A 15,704-nucleotide genomic window follows, 5' to 3' on the forward strand; every position below is an offset into this window, starting at 1 on the left:
CCTTGAGCCGACCATCTCTGCGGGAGTCTGGTTCTGGGAGAGATGGTCGGGTCAAGCCCGACCATGACGTGGATGGCGTCTCAGAAAAACGCCTGCAGGCCGGTGATCGCCCGGCCGAGGATCAGCGCATGCACATCATGCGTACCCTCATAGGTGTTCACCGTCTCGAGATTGGCCGCATGGCGCATCACCTGGTACTCGATCGAGATGCCGTTGCCGCCATGCATGTCGCGGGCCTGACGGGCGATGTCGAGCGCCTTGCCGCAATTGTTGCGCTTCACCAGCGAGATCATCTCCGGGGCCATCTTGCCCTCGTCGAGCAGACGCCCGACGCGGAGCGAGCCCTGCAGGCCAAGCGAAATCTCGGTCAGCATGTCGGCGAGCTTCTTCTGGTAGAGCTGCGTCTGGGCCAGCGGCTTGTTGAACTGCTTGCGATCGAGCCCGTATTGGCGGGCGCGGTGGAAGCAATCCTCGGCGGCGCCCATCACGCCCCAGGAGATGCCGTAGCGGGCGCGGTTCAGGCAGCCGAATGGACCCTTGAGACCCGAGACATTCGGCAGCAGGTTCTCCTCGGGGACGATGACGCCATCCATCACGACTTCGCCGGTGATCGAGGCACGAAGTGAGAGCTTGCCGCCGATCTTGGGGGCGGAGAGGCCCTTCATGCCCTTTTCCAGGATGAAGCCGCGGATCTGGTTGTCATGCGCCGCCGATTTCGCCCAGACGACGAAGACATCGGCGATCGGCGAATTCGAGATCCACATCTTCGAGCCGGTCAGCTTGTAACCATCAGCGACCTTCTCGGCGCGGGTCTTCATGCCCGCCGGATCGGAGCCGGCATCGGGCTCGGTCAGGCCGAAGCAGCCGACCCATTCGCCCGAGCCGAGCTTGGGCAGGTACTTCTTGCGCTGGTTCTCGTCGCCATAGGCATAGATCGGGTACATCACCAGCGAGGACTGCACCGACATCATCGAGCGATAGCCGGAATCGACGCGCTCGACCTCGCGGGCGACGAGCCCGTAGGAGACGTAGTTCGCGCCGGCGCAGCCATATTCCTCGGGCACCGTCACGCCGAGCAGGCCGAGTTCGCCCATCTCGTTGAAGATGGCGCGGTCGGTGGTCTCGTTGAGATAGGCTTCCGAGACACGCGGCTGCAACTTCTCCTGCGCGAAATCGCGGGCGGTGTCGCGGATCAGGCGCTCATCTTCGCTCAATTGCTCGTCGAGCAGGAAGGCGTCGTCCCAGGTGAACTCGGCCAGCTTGTGGCTGGTGGAGTGGCTGCGAGCGGCTTCGGCCATGGTGTGTCTCCCTCTTGTTCGCTGCTCACCGTCATTGCGAGGAGCGAAGCGACGAAGCAATCCAGGGGGACGTAGAGCGCTGCCGCTCCTGGATTGCGTCGCTTACGCTCGCAATGACGGCGTGGTTCCCTAGCTCAAATCGTCACGCATCCACATCGAAGCTGACGCCCTGCGCCAGCGGCAATGTCGTGCCGTAATTGAGCGTATTCGTCGCGCGGCGCATATAGGCCTTCCACGCATCGGAGCCGGCCTCGCGGCCACCGCCGGTTTCCTTCTCGCCGCCGAAGGCCCCACCGATCTCGGCGCCGGACGGGCCGATATTGACGTTGGCGATGCCGCAGTCGGAGCCCTCGGCCGAGACGAAGATCTCGGCTTCGCGCATGTCGAGCGTGAAGATCGAGGAGGACAGGCCGGCGCCGACCGCGTTCTGCAGCGCGATCGCCTGGTCGAGCGTCTTGTACTTCATCACATAGAGGATCGGCGCGAAGGTCTCGCGCTCGACCGGGCCGGTCTGCGAAGGCATCTCGACCAGGGCAGGGCGGACATAGAAGCCGCCTGCGCCGACCGTGACCTGCTCGCCGCCATGGACCTTGCCGCCGGCAGCCTTGGCCTCGGCGAGCGCGGCCTGCATGCCTTTGAATGCGGCCTCATCGACCAGCGGTCCAACCAGCACGCCGGCCTCGCGCGGATCGCCGATCTTGACCGAGCCGTAGACCTTGATCAGCTTGGGAACCAGCGCGTCATAGACGCTCTCATGCACGATCAGGCGGCGCAGCGTGGTGCAGCGCTGGCCGGCCGTACCCATCGCCGCGAAGGCGATGCCGCGCAGCGCGATGTCGAGATCGGCCGAGGGCGCGACGATCGCGGCATTGTTGCCGCCGAGTTCGAGGATGGCCCGGGCAAAGCGCGCGGCGAGCTTCTGGCCCACCTCCTTGCCCATCCGGGTCGAGCCCGTGGCCGAGACGACCGGCACGCGATGGTCGCTGACCAGGATGTCGCCGATCTCGCGGCCGCCGATCAGGATCTCGGAGAGACCGACCGGGGCTTCGGGGCCGAAGCGCTTCATCGTCTTCTCGACGATCGCCTGCACGGCGATCCCGGTCAGCGGGGTCTTCTCCGAGGGCTTCCAGACGACGCTGTCGCCGCAGACGAAGGCGAGCGCGGCATTCCAGGACCAGACCGCGACCGGGAAGTTGAAGGCCGAGATCACGCCGCAGACGCCGATCGGGTGCCAGGTTTCCATCATGCGATGGTTCGGCCGTTCGGTCGCGATGGTCAGGCCATAGAGCTGGCGCGAGAGGCCGACGGCGAAATCGCAGATGTCGATCATCTCCTGGACCTCGCCGAGGCCCTCGGAAACGACCTTACCGGCTTCGAGCGTCACCAGCAGGCCGAGATCGGTTTTCGCAGCGCGCAGTTCTTCGCCGAGCAGGCGCACGAACTCGCCGCGGCGCGGTGCCGGCACCTTGCGCCAGGCGAGATAGGCGGCCTGGGCCCGGCCGATCGCGGCCTCGGCCTCGGCGCGGCTCGTCTCGCGGAGCGTGGCGACAGCCTCGCCCGTGATCGGCGAATGGGCGGGGAGGCCTGCCTTGGCGAAGGCGGCGTCGGTTACGCCGAGGCGCTTGAGCAGCGCCAGCGCGTCTTGCGGCAAAGATGAAGCCATCTGTGAATTCCAAACCCGTCGCTAGAGCCGGAAATCTGAATCCGGCTCTCATCTAAAAGTCAGGGCAGGATGCGAAAAACCGGTTCCCGCTTTTTCGCATCCTGCCCTAGCGAAACACGCCAAGCGGCGCGGGACTTCGAGCCGCCGCGCCGGAAGAGCGGAGAATGCCCTCTTCCACCCCGCATGGGCAATCGATATGTTCTCACGACTTGATGAGAGTTTCTCATGGACTTCGACATCGTCCCGGGCCGGCTTTCGGTGCCTTCGCTCTCGGCGCTCGCCGCCTTCGAGGCGGCGGCCCGGCATGGCAGCTTCACGCGCGCCGCCGAGGAGTTGAACCTGACGCAAGGCGCTGTCAGCCGGCAGGTCGCGCATCTCGAAAAGGTTCTCGGCGTCGGCCTGTTCCAGCGCGTCAGGCAGCGCGTCAGCCTGACGCCGGCGGGCAGCGCCTATGCGGCCGAGATCCGGGACGGTCTGTCGCGGCTGGCCGCGGCCACCGTCTCGGCCATGGCCTTTCGCGGCGCGGCGGGCGTACTGCATCTGGCGATCCTGCCGACCTTCGGCACACGCTGGCTGATCCCGCGCCTGTCGCGCTTCATCGAGGCGCATCCCGGCATCACGATCAACTTCACCACCAAGCTGGTGCCCTTCGACTTCGCGCGCGAACAGGTCGACGCCGCGATCCATTTCGGCGACCCCGTCTGGGCCGGCGCCAGGCTGCACCGCTTGATGGGCGAGGAGATCATCCCCGTCGCGGCGCCGTCCCTGGTGGCGCGGCTTGGCCTGGCGGAGCCGGCGGACATGCTGCGCGCGCCCCTGCTGCAGCAATCGACGCGGCCGCGCGCCTGGGCCAATTGGCTGGAGCAGCAGGGCCTGCCTCCCGAGCGCGCCTTGATGGGGCCGCGCTTCGAGCAGTTCGCCATGGTCTCGCAGGCCGCGGTCGCAGGATTGGGGCTCGCCATCGTGCCGCGCTTCCTCGTCGAGGAGGAGTTGCGCCTGGGTGCGCTCGTCATCCCCGTCGATCGGCCGGTGACCGGCTCCGAGGGCTATTATCTGGTCTATCCCGAGGCCAAGGCCGGCTTGCCGGCGGTGATCGCCTTTCGCGACTGGCTGCTCGGCGAATGCGGTGCGTGAGCCAGAGCAGCATGCGAAAAAGTGGGAACCGGTTTTGGCATTGATCCTGCTCTGACGTCTTGACGAGAGTCGGCTGCCGGCGCGTCTGCGCTCGGAGGCTGCCGGGGCTTTGCTCGGTGGCACCGAGATTGCTTTGCGAGGCCTGCGACGACAGCCCTCGACAAGGCGTCATTGTCGCGTCATTCATGCGCTGAATTCACCAACCTCGGTCGCAATGCATCGCGGCCATGCTCCGCGGGACAGCCATGTCGTCTTCGTCCGAAAGCGCCGATGTCGTGATTTGCGGCGGTGCCGCGATCGGCTCCTCCGTCGCCTATCACCTCGCCGCCGATCCCGGCTTCAAGGGCAAGGTGGTGGTGGTCGAGAAGGACCCGACCTATCGCCTGGCCGCCTCGGCGTTGTCGGCGGCCTCGATCCGCCAGCAATATTCCAGCGCGGTCAACATCCGCATCTCGCTCTTCGGCATCGATTTCCTGCGCAATCTCGGCACCCATCTCGCGGTCGACGGCGAGACGCCCGTCATCGATCTGCATGAGGGCGGCTATCTCTATCTCGGGGGCGACGAGGGCGCCCCGATCCTCTCCGCGAACCAGGCGCTCCAAGCCGCCGAGGGCGCGGATATCGCGCTTTATGCTGCGGATATGCTGCGCAGCAAATTCGGCTGGCTCAATACGTCGGACCTTGTCTGCGGCACCTATGGCGTCAGCGGCGAAGGCTGGTTCGACGGCTGGGCGCTGCTGCAGGCCTTCCGCAGGAAGGCGCGTTCGCTCGGCGTCGAATACCGCCAGGGCGAGGTCGCCGGCTACAGCGTCGAAGGCGGTCGCGTCACCGGCGTCGAGCTCACTGATGGCAGCCGCATTGCCTGCGGCGCGGTGGTGAACGCCTCGGGTACCCATGGCGCGCGGCTAGCAGCCACGGCCGGCGTGGTGATCCCGGTCAAGTCGATGAAGCGCTATGTCTTCTCCTTCACCTGCAAGGGCGAGGTCGACAACTGCCCGCTGCTGATCGACACCACCGGCGTCTGGTGCCGGCCCGAGGGCAAGCGCGGCGGCGAGGGGCAGCTCTTCATCGGCAGCTCCTCGCCGGCGAACGAGGCCGACCAGGAATGGATCGAGAGCGATCCGGGCGTCGAGGACGTCGACTGGTCCTTCTTCGAGGAGACGGTCTGGCCGGCGCTGGCACATCGCATCCCGGCCTTCGAGCAGATCAGGCCCGGCCGCGCCTGGGCGGGGCCCTATGACATGAACGGGCTCGACCACAACGCGATCATCGGCCCGGCAGTCGGCGTGCCCAATCTCTATCTCGCCAATGGCTTCTCCGGCCACGGCCTGCAGCAGTCGCCGGCAGTCGGGCGCGGACTTGCCGAGCATATCCTGCATGGCAGCTATCGCACGCTCGACCTTGCCGACCTCGGCCATGAGCGCATCGTCGAGGGCAGGCCGCTGAAGGAAGCCAACATCATTTGAAAAAGGCCTGCGCGATGATCGACCCTGCCTTCGTCCAGACCATGGCGCGCTACAACGCCTGGCAGAACGACAATCTCTATACCGCCGCAGCGTCGCTCACCGACGAGGCGCGCCGGCAGAATCGCGGAGCCTTCTTCAACTCGATCCATGCCACGTTCTGCCATCTGCTCTGGGGCGACCGGATGTGGCTCTCGCGTTTCGCCGGCACGCCGAAGCCGTCGGTTCCGGGCAGCGAGTCGGCCCGGATGATCGAGGGATGGTCCGAACTCCTTGCCGAGCGGCGAGTCACGGATGCGCTGATCGGCGAATGGGCCGCGACGCTCTCGCCGGACTGGCTTGCTGGCGATCTGACCTGGGTCTCGGGCATGGCCCGTCGTGAGTTCACCAGGCCGAAAGCGTTGCTCGTCATGCACATGTTCAACCACCAAACCCATCATCGCGGGCAAGTTCACGCCATGCTGACCGCCGCCGGGGCGACACCGCACGACACCGATCTGATGCTGCTCGAGGCACTGTGACGCTGGGCCGCGCCCGCCGGTCACGCAGATTTGACGTGCCAATGATGGTGTAGAGCCCGATTTGGAAGACCCTAGCGCGGGCGCCCTCGCTTGCGCCACAGATGGATGGCCATGCATGCCCAACTCAGAGACGATCACCACCGGCGCGGAGCTGATCGCGCGAGGCCTCGCTCAGGCTGGCATCCGCCACGCCTTCGGCATTCCCGGCGGCGAGGTCCTGGCGCTGGTCGAGGCCTTCAGTGCGGCCGGCATCGAGCCTATTCTGGTCAAGCATGAGAACGCGGCCGGCTTCATGGCCGAGGGCGTCTGGCATGCGACGGGCGCGCCGGGCCTGTTCTACGCGACGCTCGGCCCGGGCGTCGCCAATGCGGCCAATGTCGTCGCCAATGCACTGCAGGACCGTGTGCCCTTGATCTTCGTCACCGGCTGCGTCGACACGGCCGAGGCCGAGAGCTACACCCATCAGGTCTTCGACCATCAGGCGCTGCTGCGTCCGATCGTCAAGGCGAGCTTCCGCGCCACGGCTGAGACCGCCGCCCTCGTCGTCGAGAAGGCGCTCGCCATCGCGCTGTCGGGCCGGCCCGGCCCGGTCCATATCGATGTGCCGATCGGCGTGGCGGAAGGGCCCGCCAAGGCGTCCGCGCGCCCGCCGGCTCCGCTGCCTCTGCCGGTGCGGCCGGCCGAGGGGCCGGGCCTGGAGGCGGCTCGCGGGGCTCTGGCGAATGCCGAGCGCCCGCTGATCATCGCCGGTCTCGATGTCGTCAACCAGGGCGCGGCCGATGTGGTCGCCGATTTCGCGCGCGACCGCGACATCCCCGTCATCACCACCTACAAGGCCAAGGGCGTGCTGCCCGAGAGCGATCCGCTCTCGCTTGGCGGGGCTGGCCTCTCACCCAAGGCGGACAAGCTGCTGCTGCCGCTGGTCAAGGCCGCGGATGTGATCGTGCTCGCCGGCTATGATCCAATCGAGATGCGCCTCAACTGGCGCGATCCGTTCTCGCCTGGAACCCAGATCATCGACATCGTCGCCGAGGCGATGCTCCATGGCGTGCATCGCAGCGACCATCTCATCGTCGGCGACATCGCGGCCAGCCTGTCGGGCTTGAGCGTCGCACCGGCCAGGAGCCATGTCTGGCCGGGCGGCGAACCGACGACGGCGCGGCAGGCGCTGCGCGACAGCTTCGCCTCCCCGGCCGCCTGGGGACCCGATGTCGTCTTCGAGACGGTGCGCGCCGCGACGCCGGCAGACACCGTCATCACCATCGATTCCGGCGCCCATCGCATCCTGCTCTCTCAGATCTGGCAGACCGACATCCCGCACGCGATCCTGCAATCGACCGGGCTTTGCACCATGGGCTGCGCTGTGCCGCTGGCGCTCGGCTACAAGCTCGCCAGGCCCACGACGCCGGTCGTCGCCTTCGTCGGCGATGCCGGGCTGGAGATGGGGTTGGGCGAGCTCGCGACCGCGCGCGAGCTGGGCTTGCCCGTCGTCATCGTCGTCCTGGTCGATGAGAGCCTCGCCTTGATCGAAATGAAGCAGCGCGCGAGCCAGCGCCCCAATGCGGCGGTGGATTTCTCCGGCAGCGATTTCCCGGCCGTGGCGCAGGCGCTCGGCGGTGTCGGTCGCTGGGTCGACGACGCCGGGGCGCTCGAACGGGAAGTCGAGGCCGCGCTTGGCCGCTCTGCATTCACCGTGCTGGCCTGCCGGATCGCGCGGCGCGCCTATGACGGGAAGATCTGAGGCGACGAACAGGCCGCTTGGCTGGAGCCGGAGAAGCCGCGGGCGATCTTCGCTTGAAGTCGCCCACCAACTCGGCAGGATGACGGCTGCCTGCCAGCGTTGCGGGCGCTTGCGGAGGCTTCAGCCGTGCTTCGTATCCTGACCGCCATCTCGCTCGGCCTCGCCTTCACTGCCGCGGCGCTGGCGCAGGAGGCCCCGGCAAAGGGCGAGCTTCGGCAGGCGCCGGCAGTGCTTGCGCGCTATGCCGATGTGCCGGTGACATTGCGCTCGCCCTTCTTCGCGCAGGCGCGCGCCCGCAGCTATGATCCGGGCCGGGAGGCTGCCGGCTTCACCACCCAGGCCGAGATGGAGGCCTTCATCGCGGCGCTGGGCAATGCCGCCAATCTTGGTATCGGTTCGCTCGGCCGCTCGCTCGAAGGCCGCAACATTCCCTATCTTCTGTTCACGGCCGAGGGTGCCCGCAGCCTGGAGGAGGCGGCCAGGAACCAGCCCGCCGACCGGCCGGTGGTCTGGCTGATCGGGCAGCATCACGGCAACGAGCCGGCGGGCGGCGAGGCGATGCTGGCGCTGGCGAAGGACCTTGCCGCGGGCGGCGAGCTCGCCGAGCTGACGCGGGCGCTGACCATCGTCATCGTGCCGCGCTCCAATCCCGACGGCGCCGCGGCCTTCACGCGCGACACCGCCGCCAAGGCCGACCCGAACCGCGATCACCTGCTCCTGACCCTGCCCGAAACCCGCGCCCTGCAGACGGCGGTTGCGACCTTGCCGCCGGACCTCGTCATCGACGCGCATGAGTTCACGGTCGGCGGCCGCTGGCTCGCCAAGTTCGAGGCGCTGCATGCGACGGACTTCGTCTATATGCGCGCGACGCATCCGCTGGTGCCGGCGCGCGCCACCGCGCTGGCCGACCAGCTCTTCCTGCCTGCGATCGAGGCCGCGGCTGCAAGCGCCGGGCTGACGGCCTATGTCTATCAGACCTCTCCGAACGCCAGGCCGGAGGACAAGACCGTCGCGACCGGCGGCAATGCGGCCGGCATCGCGCGCAACGCCTTCGGATTGATGGGCGCGGTGTCGATCCTGCTGGAGACGCGCGGCGTCGGCATCGGCACGCAAGGCTTCCAGCGTCGTGTCGCCACTCACTATCTTGCCGCCATCGGCGCCTTGCGGGCAGCGGCTGCCGATCCTGCCCGGCTGCGGCGTGCCGTTGCCGAGGGCCGCCAGGAGGCGGCGCGTTCGCATGCGGACCTCGTCGTTGCGCATCGCGTCCCGGTGGTCCAGGGCTTCGTGCCGCTGGTCGATCCGGTGACGGCGGCGCCGCGCCCGACCGCGGTGCCTTTCATCGACGCCCGCCATATCGAGCCGACCGTGGTGCGCCCGCGCCCGGCCGGCTACTGGCTCGCGGATGGCGAAGCGACGGCGCCGGTGCGCGAGGCGCTGGCGCGGCGCGGCATCCGTTCTTGCATCCTGATGGCTCCCGCGACGGTGTCGGGCGCGGAAGCCTTCACCGTGACGGCGCGCCGGCAGGTCGACCCCCGCGCCATCAATCCCGAAGGCGGCGTCTCGACCAAGGCGGAGCGCGACGCTGCGCCCGTCACCTTGCCGGCCGGCTCGCGCTATGTCCCGGTCGAGCAGCCTCTGGTCGGCCTCGTCGTCGCCTCGCTCGACCCTGATGCCGCCGGCGGCTTCGTCAGCGCGGGCCTGTTCCCCGGCGAGGTCGGCGCCCGCCTGCCGCTGCTCCGCTTGCCGGCCGGCGCGGGCGCGATCGACTGCCCCGCCAAGCCTGGCTGAGCAGGCCTCGGCAGCGTCGCTCCGCGCGCGACCCGAGCAGGTTACGCTTGCGCTGCATGAGAGGGGCGCGTCGCCGGATGATTGTCGGGGCCGTCCGGATGCGGGCATTGTGCGCGCCATTGCTGGAGCGGTTTCATGCCCGAGATTCACAACCTGCTTGCTTTCGTGCTCCTGGCCTTCGGCATGGTGCTGACGCCAGGTCCGAACATGGTCTACCTGATTTCGCGTTCGATCTCGCAGGGCCCCGGCGCCGGCCTGATCTCGCTCGGCGGCATCGCGCTCGGCTTTCTGTTTTATGTGTTCTGCGCCGCCTTCGGCATCACCGCCTTCGTCCTGGCGGTGCCGTTCGCCTATGACGCGCTGCGGCTCGCGGGCGTCGTCTATCTCCTCTATCTCGCCTGGCAGTCGCTGAAGCCCGGCGGCCGCTCGCCCTTTCATGTGCGCGAACTCGCGCCCGATGGCCCGCGCAAGCTCTTCGCGATGGGCTTCCTGACCAGCCTGCTCAATCCCAAGATCGCGGTGTTCTATCTGGCGCTGCTGCCGCAATTCATCGATCCCGCCGCCGGCAGCGTGCTGGCGCAGTCGATCATGCTCGGCTTCATCCAGATCGCGGTCAGCGTCAGCGTGAACACGCTGATCACGCTTTCTGCCGGCAGCATCGCTCTGTTTCTGCGGACGCGGCCGTTCTGGTCCCTGGTGCAACGCTGGCTGATGGGCACCGTGCTCGCGGGCTTTGCCCTGCGCATGGCGATGGAAGCCCGGCGCTGATCGCTCGGCGCAGCCAGGTCGCCTGCGGCTCGAGGATGTGGTGGTGGCTGTCCAGCGCGGCGATGTCGGCGCGGGTTTGAGTGGGGATATGATCGGACGCCTCGAGATCCTATCGCTGCGCGCCGGCCTTGATTAAGCTCGGGACATTGTCCCGTCTGGAACGATTGCGAGTATGAGCGATGAGCGATTTGACGCCTGAGGAAGCGAAGGTCACGGCCTGGCTTGCGAGCCGCAAGGAGGCGATGGTCGCGCTGCTGCGCGAAATGGTCGACACCGATTCAGGCTCCTACGACAAGGCCGGCGTCGACCGGGCAGGGCAGGTTCTGGCGCGCTTCCATGAGGCGAACGGGCTGTCTGTCGAGATCGTGCCGGATGCCCGCTATGGCGACGCCGTCAAGGCGCGCCTGCCCAATCCGTCAGCCAATGACCAGCGCCCGGTCCTGCTGCTCGGCCATCGCGACACCGTCTTCCCGCAAGGCGAGCCGACGCGCCGGCCCTTCACCATCAAGGGCGGCCGGGCCTACGGGCCAGGCGTTGCCGATATGAAGGCCGGCCTCGTCATCGAGGCTTTCGTGGCCGCCGCCTTCGCCGAATGCGGCGGCCTCTCCGCGCCGCTTCTCATGCTGACGACGAGCGATGAGGAAATCGCCTCGCCATCCTCGCGGCCGATCATCGAGGCCGCTGCTCGCGAGGCGCGCTGCGTCTTCAATGCCGAGCCGAGCCGCCTGCCGGCCGGTACCGAGTTCAGCCGCGACCAGAAGCAGTCGATCACCTCCGGCCGTAAGGGCGGCGTCTTCATGCGCGCCGAGTTCACCGGCAAGGCCGCCCATTCCGGCGCGAATTACGACAAGGGCGTCTCGGCCATCGTCGATCTCGGCCACAAGATCCCCAGGCTCCAGGGCCTCACTGATCTGGAGCGCGGCGTCACCGTCAATGTCGGGTTGATCGGCGGCGGCCAGACCGTCAACACCATCGCGCCCCATGCCTGGTGCGAGATCGACCTGCGCTATGTCACGGCCGCGCAGCGCGACGAGCTGGTAGGCGCGATCCGAACCATCGTCGAGACGCCTGTGGTGCCGGGCGCGACCGGCGCCCTGACCGTCAAGGGCGAATTCGTGCCGCTGGAGCGTTCGCCCGAATCGGCTGTCCTGTTCGAGACCTATCGCGATGCGGCGGCGGGCTTCGGCATCAGCGTCGCCGCCGAGTTCACCGGGGGCTGCGCCGATTCGGGCTTCACCGCCGCGCAGGGCTGTCCGACACTGTGCAGCGTCGGTCCGATCGGCGGCCTGGCCCATACGCCTGACGAGTTCCTGGAGGTCGAGAGCATCGTTCCCGCCGCGCAGGTCCTGGCGCTGGCGGTGATGCGGACCGCGGCCAGGATGGAGTGAGCGACGCTCAACGGCAGAGCAGGGCGATCTTGTGCGGCAACGAGGGCTCGTTCTCGCTTAGCCGGTCGGTCAGCACATGCAGCCAGTTGAAGCCGACCCAGAGTTCGAGACGGTCGTCGATCTCGTCGGCTGGGAACTCGCTGCGCTCGGCAGCCCGCAGGAACATTTTGCGGGGTGAAGCCAGCCTTTCCGGCATGAACTTGAAGCGCAAGGCGGCGAGTGCGCCCTCGCTGGTCTGCGCTTCGGCGATCAGCCCCCGAAAGACGCGCCCCGCCGTATCCTCGCGCCAGAAGCGCCAGAGATCCTTCGTGTAGAGCAGGAGATCATCACGAAGCGATCCCGTGTCCGGCACCGGGATTGCGGCGTCCTTGTCCGCCCCATAGATGGCGATGAAGAGGTCGGCCTTGCTTGGCCACCAACGGTAGATCGTCGGCTTGCCGGCGCCGGCGCGTCGCGCGACCTCCTCGATCGAGAAGCCGGCATAGCCCTTCTCCGCCAGCAGCTCCCGGGCCGCTGCCTTCACGGCCGCCTCTGTCTCGGGGCTGCGTCGTGCGCCGATCGAGGCTCGGCGCTTCGTTTTCGGTTCCATCGTTCCACCTTCCGCAGGCGCGACCACCACCGTCTAGCGTGGCGGACAGGCGGGAGCCGGCCGGCCGTTCGAGCCGTGGCACTATGCAGGTAAATTCCGCGCTGCGGTCAGGCCGGCGCGTTCATCACTCGCTCCTTGACATAACGAAACGGCCCGTTTAGATCAACAAATAGAAACGATACGTTTCGTTATGAATGGAGTTGCCCGATGGGCTCACCTTCTTCGACCTCGCATACCGCAGTCCTGTCGCGCCTCGTAGCGCGGCTGCGCTTCTTGATTGTAGCGACGCTGGGCGCTTATGCCGCCATCAATCTGCTGCTGGCGGCGCTTGCGCCCTTCACCCAGGGCTGGCCGACTCTCGGCGTCACGGCAGTGGCCGTGCCGCCGATGGTACTGGTGATGGTCTACGCGGTGATTCCGGTCGCCTTCCGCTTCGGTTCGCCGCGCTGATCCGGCACGTGCGGGCTCAGAACGCCTCTTCCCAGTTGCGGCTGAGCCGCATCGCCGAGTTGATCAGCCCGACCATCGAATAGGTCTGCGGGAAGTTGCCCCAGAGCTCGCCCGTAGTGAGGTCGGCATCCTCCGAGAGCAGGCCGAAGCTGTTGCGCCGTTTCAGGATGCGGCCGAACAGCTCCTTGGCCTCGTCGACCCGGCCGATGGCGAAGAGCGCATCGACATACCAGAAGGCGCAGATCAGGAAGCCGGTGTGCATGAAGCCGAAATCATCCTGCGTCGCATAGCGCAGCAGCAGGTCGCCACGCGTGAGATCGCGGCCGATCGCCTCGACGGTCGCGATGTAGCGCGGGTCGTCGGCCTTGACGAAGCCGAGCTCGGCGAAGAGCAGCAGCGTCGCGTCGAGCTCCGTTCCGTCGAAGGTCGAGACGAAATGGCCCTTCTCCTCGTTCCAGATGCGTTCGCCGATGATGCCCTTCAAGCGCTTGGCCTCGGATCTCCAATACTCCTTGCGGTCGGCCCGGCCGAGCGTGCCGGCGATGCGGGCGAGGCGGTCGCAGGCGGCCCAGCACATCACGCTGGAGAAGGAGTGCACCACCTGCCTTTCGCGCAGCTCCCAGGGGCCGGCGTCGGGCTTGTCGAAATAGGTGATGGCGAGCTCGCCCATGCGCTCCAGCTGGGCGAAGAGCATGTCCTTGCCGGGCTGGATCAGGCGCTGGTCGAAGAAGGAATGCGTCGCCGCGAGCACGACCGCGCCATAGCCGTCATTCTGGATCTGTGTCGCCGCGCCATTGCCGAAGCGCACCGGCTGGTGGCCGCGATAGCCTGAGAGATTGGGGGCCTCGAACTCGTCCAGCGCCCCGCTGCGCGTGATCGGGTAGAGCGGCGGCAGATGCTCGGCCCCGCTTTCGGTGAAGGTGTCGACGATATTGGTGATGAAGCCGAGATAATCCTCCATCGTTCGCGTCGTGCCCAGACGGTTGAGCGCATGGACGACGAAATAGGCGTCGCGCAGCCAGCAGAAGCGATAGTCCCAGTTGCGCTGCGTGCCGGGCGCCTCCGGGATCGAGGTGGTGAGCGCGGCGACGATCGCGCCGCTCTCCTCGAAGGAGCAGAGCTTCAACGTGATCGCGGCGCGGATCACCTCTTTTTGCCAGTCGAACGGGATCGAGAGCGAGCGCACCCAGTCGCGCCAGTAATCGGTCGTCTTGTCCAGGAATTCGCGCGAAGTCGTCTCGATTTCGGCGCGCAGTGCCTCGTCCGAGCCGATGAAGAAGGAGAAGGGCCGGTCGACCGCGAAGGGGATGCTGTCGACGACATAGGAGACCGGCGCGTCGGTGGTCAGGCGGATGGTCTGGTCGGCGCCGACGAAGCGGACATGGTTGGAGCCGCGCGTGATCTCGTCGGGCTCTTCGCCGAGGCCCAGGCAGGGCTTCAGCACGATGCGGATGCGCGGCCGGCCCGAGATCCGCCTGACCCGCCGCACCAGCTGCGGCGGCCGGAAGAAGCGCTCAAAGCGCACGAAACGCGGCGCGAAATCGAGGATCTCGATGGCGTTGCCGTGATCGTCCGAAAGGACGGAGGACAGGATCGCGGTGTTGTCGAGATAATTCTGCTCGCAGCGTGTCATCCCGACCAGCTCGATCGCGAAGACGCCCTTCTTCGGCATCGCCCCGTCATCGTCCGGCTGGTTGTCGATCAGCGCGCAGAATACCGGGTCGCGGTCGAGGCGCGGAAAACAGCCCCAGACAATGCGGGCGCGCCTGTCGATCAGCGCGGCGATCGTGCAATTGCCGATCACGCCGAGGTCGAGCGAGACGGAGTTCCGTCCCGCGATCGTCGTCGAAACTGTCATCGGTAACCTTATGAGAAGCTGGAAGCGGTCAGACGGCCGTGTTCTGCCGCGGTGAGAAGGATCGTGCGCAGGGCGGTCGGCGAGGCAATGCGGTGCGCGGCACAAGTCTCGCCATCGCCGATCCGGATCGAGAGCCCGCCCAATGCGTTCACCGCCTTGAAGCCGGCTTCGTCGGTGATGTCGTCGCCGATGAAGACGGGCCTGCGTCCGGCATAGGGTGCGCTCTGCATCAATTGAACGATGGCGCCGCCCTTGCTGGCGCCGGCGGGAACCAGTTCCGCCACCGACTTGCCTTCCTGGAGCCGGACGGCCGGCCCCATGCGAGCAGCAATCGTGCGGATCAGATCCAGTGCTTCGTCCTTCAGCGTGGGCGCCAGCCGCCAGTGCACGGCAATGGAAATGTGCTTGTCCTCGACGATGATGCCGACATGGCTGTTGGCGAAGCGCACCAGATCGCGGGTCGCCTCGCGCATCGCGTCGGGCACCGCGAACTGCGAACGGATCTCGTCACCGACCCGAATTTGCGCGCCGTGCAGCCCCGCGGCATCGAACCGGTAGGGCGCGAGAATCTCATCGAGAAAGCTGACGGGCCGGCCGGAGACGAGCGCCAGCGCTCCCCCAAGCGAGTCGCGCAGGAACCCCAGCGCCGGAGCGACCTGCCGGTCGAGCTGCACGGCGTCGGGCACGGGCGCGATTTCGACAAGCGTACCATCGAAGTCGAGAAACAGGGCGATCTCGGCCTCCGCGGGATCGATGTCGTGGATATCGTGAAGCAATTCAGTTTCTGCCAGTGTCATCATCTTTGTCTATCTGCGCGAGATCTCGATCTGTCTGAGCCATGAGTCGGGCGAAAACACGGCCCTTCACCTTGAGAATTCCTTGTGCCGAAACGCCGCCATGCCTGGCGGATCGCGACTCGGTTCGCGAACTCGCCACATTTATTGTCCAGCTTCCCGTTACCGTCACGTTCTCGACGTGACGTTGCCACCGCTTCGCCATCTGCGAAGACGGAGGCCTCGGAAACATTACGTGCTCAGCCGCGT

The 15,704-nt window shown here is 67.1% G+C and carries 13 protein-coding genes; 8 read left to right on the plus strand and 5 right to left on the minus strand.

Features of this window, described 5'->3' with window-relative positions; translation table 11 throughout:
* Positions 1-80 precede the first annotated feature (80 nt).
* Both CYD53_RS09920 and amaB read right to left on the minus strand, forming a co-directional pair.
* Positions 81-1,298 (minus strand): acyl-CoA dehydrogenase, encoded by a 1,218-nt coding sequence (locus CYD53_RS09920; RefSeq protein ID WP_092170025.1) that lies wholly within the window; start codon positions 1,296-1,298, stop codon positions 81-83.
* A gap of 142 nt (positions 1,299-1,440) precedes the next feature.
* Positions 1,441-2,961, minus strand: coding sequence for an L-piperidine-6-carboxylate dehydrogenase (amaB, locus tag CYD53_RS09925; protein WP_103717892.1), 1,521 nt, complete (start codon positions 2,959-2,961; stop codon positions 1,441-1,443).
* A 225-nt stretch (positions 2,962-3,186) separates the two neighbouring features.
* Here amaB and CYD53_RS09930 point away from each other — a divergent pair, with 225 nt between their 5' ends.
* The 7 genes from CYD53_RS09930 (at position 3,187) to CYD53_RS09960 (ending at position 11,764) form a co-directional block, all read left to right on the plus strand.
* Positions 3,187-4,095, plus strand: coding sequence for a LysR family transcriptional regulator (locus CYD53_RS09930; RefSeq protein ID WP_103717893.1), 909 nt, complete (start codon positions 3,187-3,189; stop codon positions 4,093-4,095).
* A 245-nt stretch (positions 4,096-4,340) separates the two neighbouring features.
* On the plus strand, positions 4,341-5,561 hold the full coding sequence (locus CYD53_RS09935; protein WP_103717894.1) for an NAD(P)/FAD-dependent oxidoreductase: 1,221 nt from the start codon (positions 4,341-4,343) through the stop codon (positions 5,559-5,561).
* Positions 5,562-5,575: 14 nt separating this feature from the next.
* Positions 5,576-6,079 (plus strand): DinB family protein, encoded by a 504-nt coding sequence (locus CYD53_RS09940; RefSeq protein ID WP_103717895.1) that lies wholly within the window; start codon positions 5,576-5,578, stop codon positions 6,077-6,079.
* Between the two features lie 115 nt (positions 6,080-6,194).
* Positions 6,195-7,820 (plus strand): thiamine pyrophosphate-binding protein, encoded by a 1,626-nt coding sequence (locus CYD53_RS09945; RefSeq protein ID WP_103717896.1) that lies wholly within the window; start codon positions 6,195-6,197, stop codon positions 7,818-7,820.
* A 126-nt stretch (positions 7,821-7,946) separates the two neighbouring features.
* A complete protein-coding gene (locus CYD53_RS09950; protein WP_146055871.1) occupies positions 7,947-9,608 on the plus strand; it encodes a M14 family metallopeptidase in 1,662 nt (553 codons plus the stop codon).
* A gap of 135 nt (positions 9,609-9,743) precedes the next feature.
* Positions 9,744-10,376 carry a LysE family translocator gene (locus CYD53_RS09955; RefSeq protein WP_103717898.1) on the plus strand — a complete coding sequence of 211 codons (633 nt, stop codon included), beginning with the start codon at positions 9,744-9,746 and terminating at the stop codon, positions 10,374-10,376.
* Positions 10,377-10,555: 179 nt separating this feature from the next.
* Positions 10,556-11,764, plus strand: a complete 1,209-nt coding sequence (locus CYD53_RS09960; RefSeq protein WP_103717899.1) for a M20 family metallopeptidase — start codon at positions 10,556-10,558, stop codon at positions 11,762-11,764.
* A 7-nt stretch (positions 11,765-11,771) separates the two neighbouring features.
* Here the strand turns inward: CYD53_RS09960 and CYD53_RS09965 are convergent, their stop codons facing one another.
* Entirely contained in the window at positions 11,772-12,353 is a 582-nt protein-coding gene (locus CYD53_RS09965; protein ID WP_103717900.1) for a TetR/AcrR family transcriptional regulator, read from the minus strand.
* A 207-nt stretch (positions 12,354-12,560) separates the two neighbouring features.
* On the opposite strand from CYD53_RS09965, the gene CYD53_RS09970 reads away from it, so the two are divergent.
* Complete coding sequence (locus tag CYD53_RS09970) at positions 12,561-12,803, plus strand: hypothetical protein (protein ID WP_103717901.1); 243 nt, start codon at positions 12,561-12,563, stop codon at positions 12,801-12,803.
* A gap of 16 nt (positions 12,804-12,819) precedes the next feature.
* On the opposite strand, the gene CYD53_RS09975 is transcribed toward CYD53_RS09970, so the two are convergent.
* Entirely contained in the window at positions 12,820-14,661 is a 1,842-nt protein-coding gene (locus CYD53_RS09975) for a glycoside hydrolase family 15 protein (RefSeq protein WP_103717902.1), read from the minus strand.
* An 8-nt stretch (positions 14,662-14,669) separates the two neighbouring features.
* Positions 14,670-15,461 (minus strand): trehalose-phosphatase, encoded by a 792-nt coding sequence (gene otsB, locus CYD53_RS09980; protein WP_425428277.1) that lies wholly within the window; start codon positions 15,459-15,461, stop codon positions 14,670-14,672.
* Positions 15,462-15,704: the final 243 nt, after the last annotated feature.

Source organism: Allobosea psychrotolerans (genome assembly GCF_002917105.1).
GTDB classification, from domain to species: domain Bacteria; phylum Pseudomonadota; class Alphaproteobacteria; order Rhizobiales; family Beijerinckiaceae; genus Allobosea; species Allobosea psychrotolerans.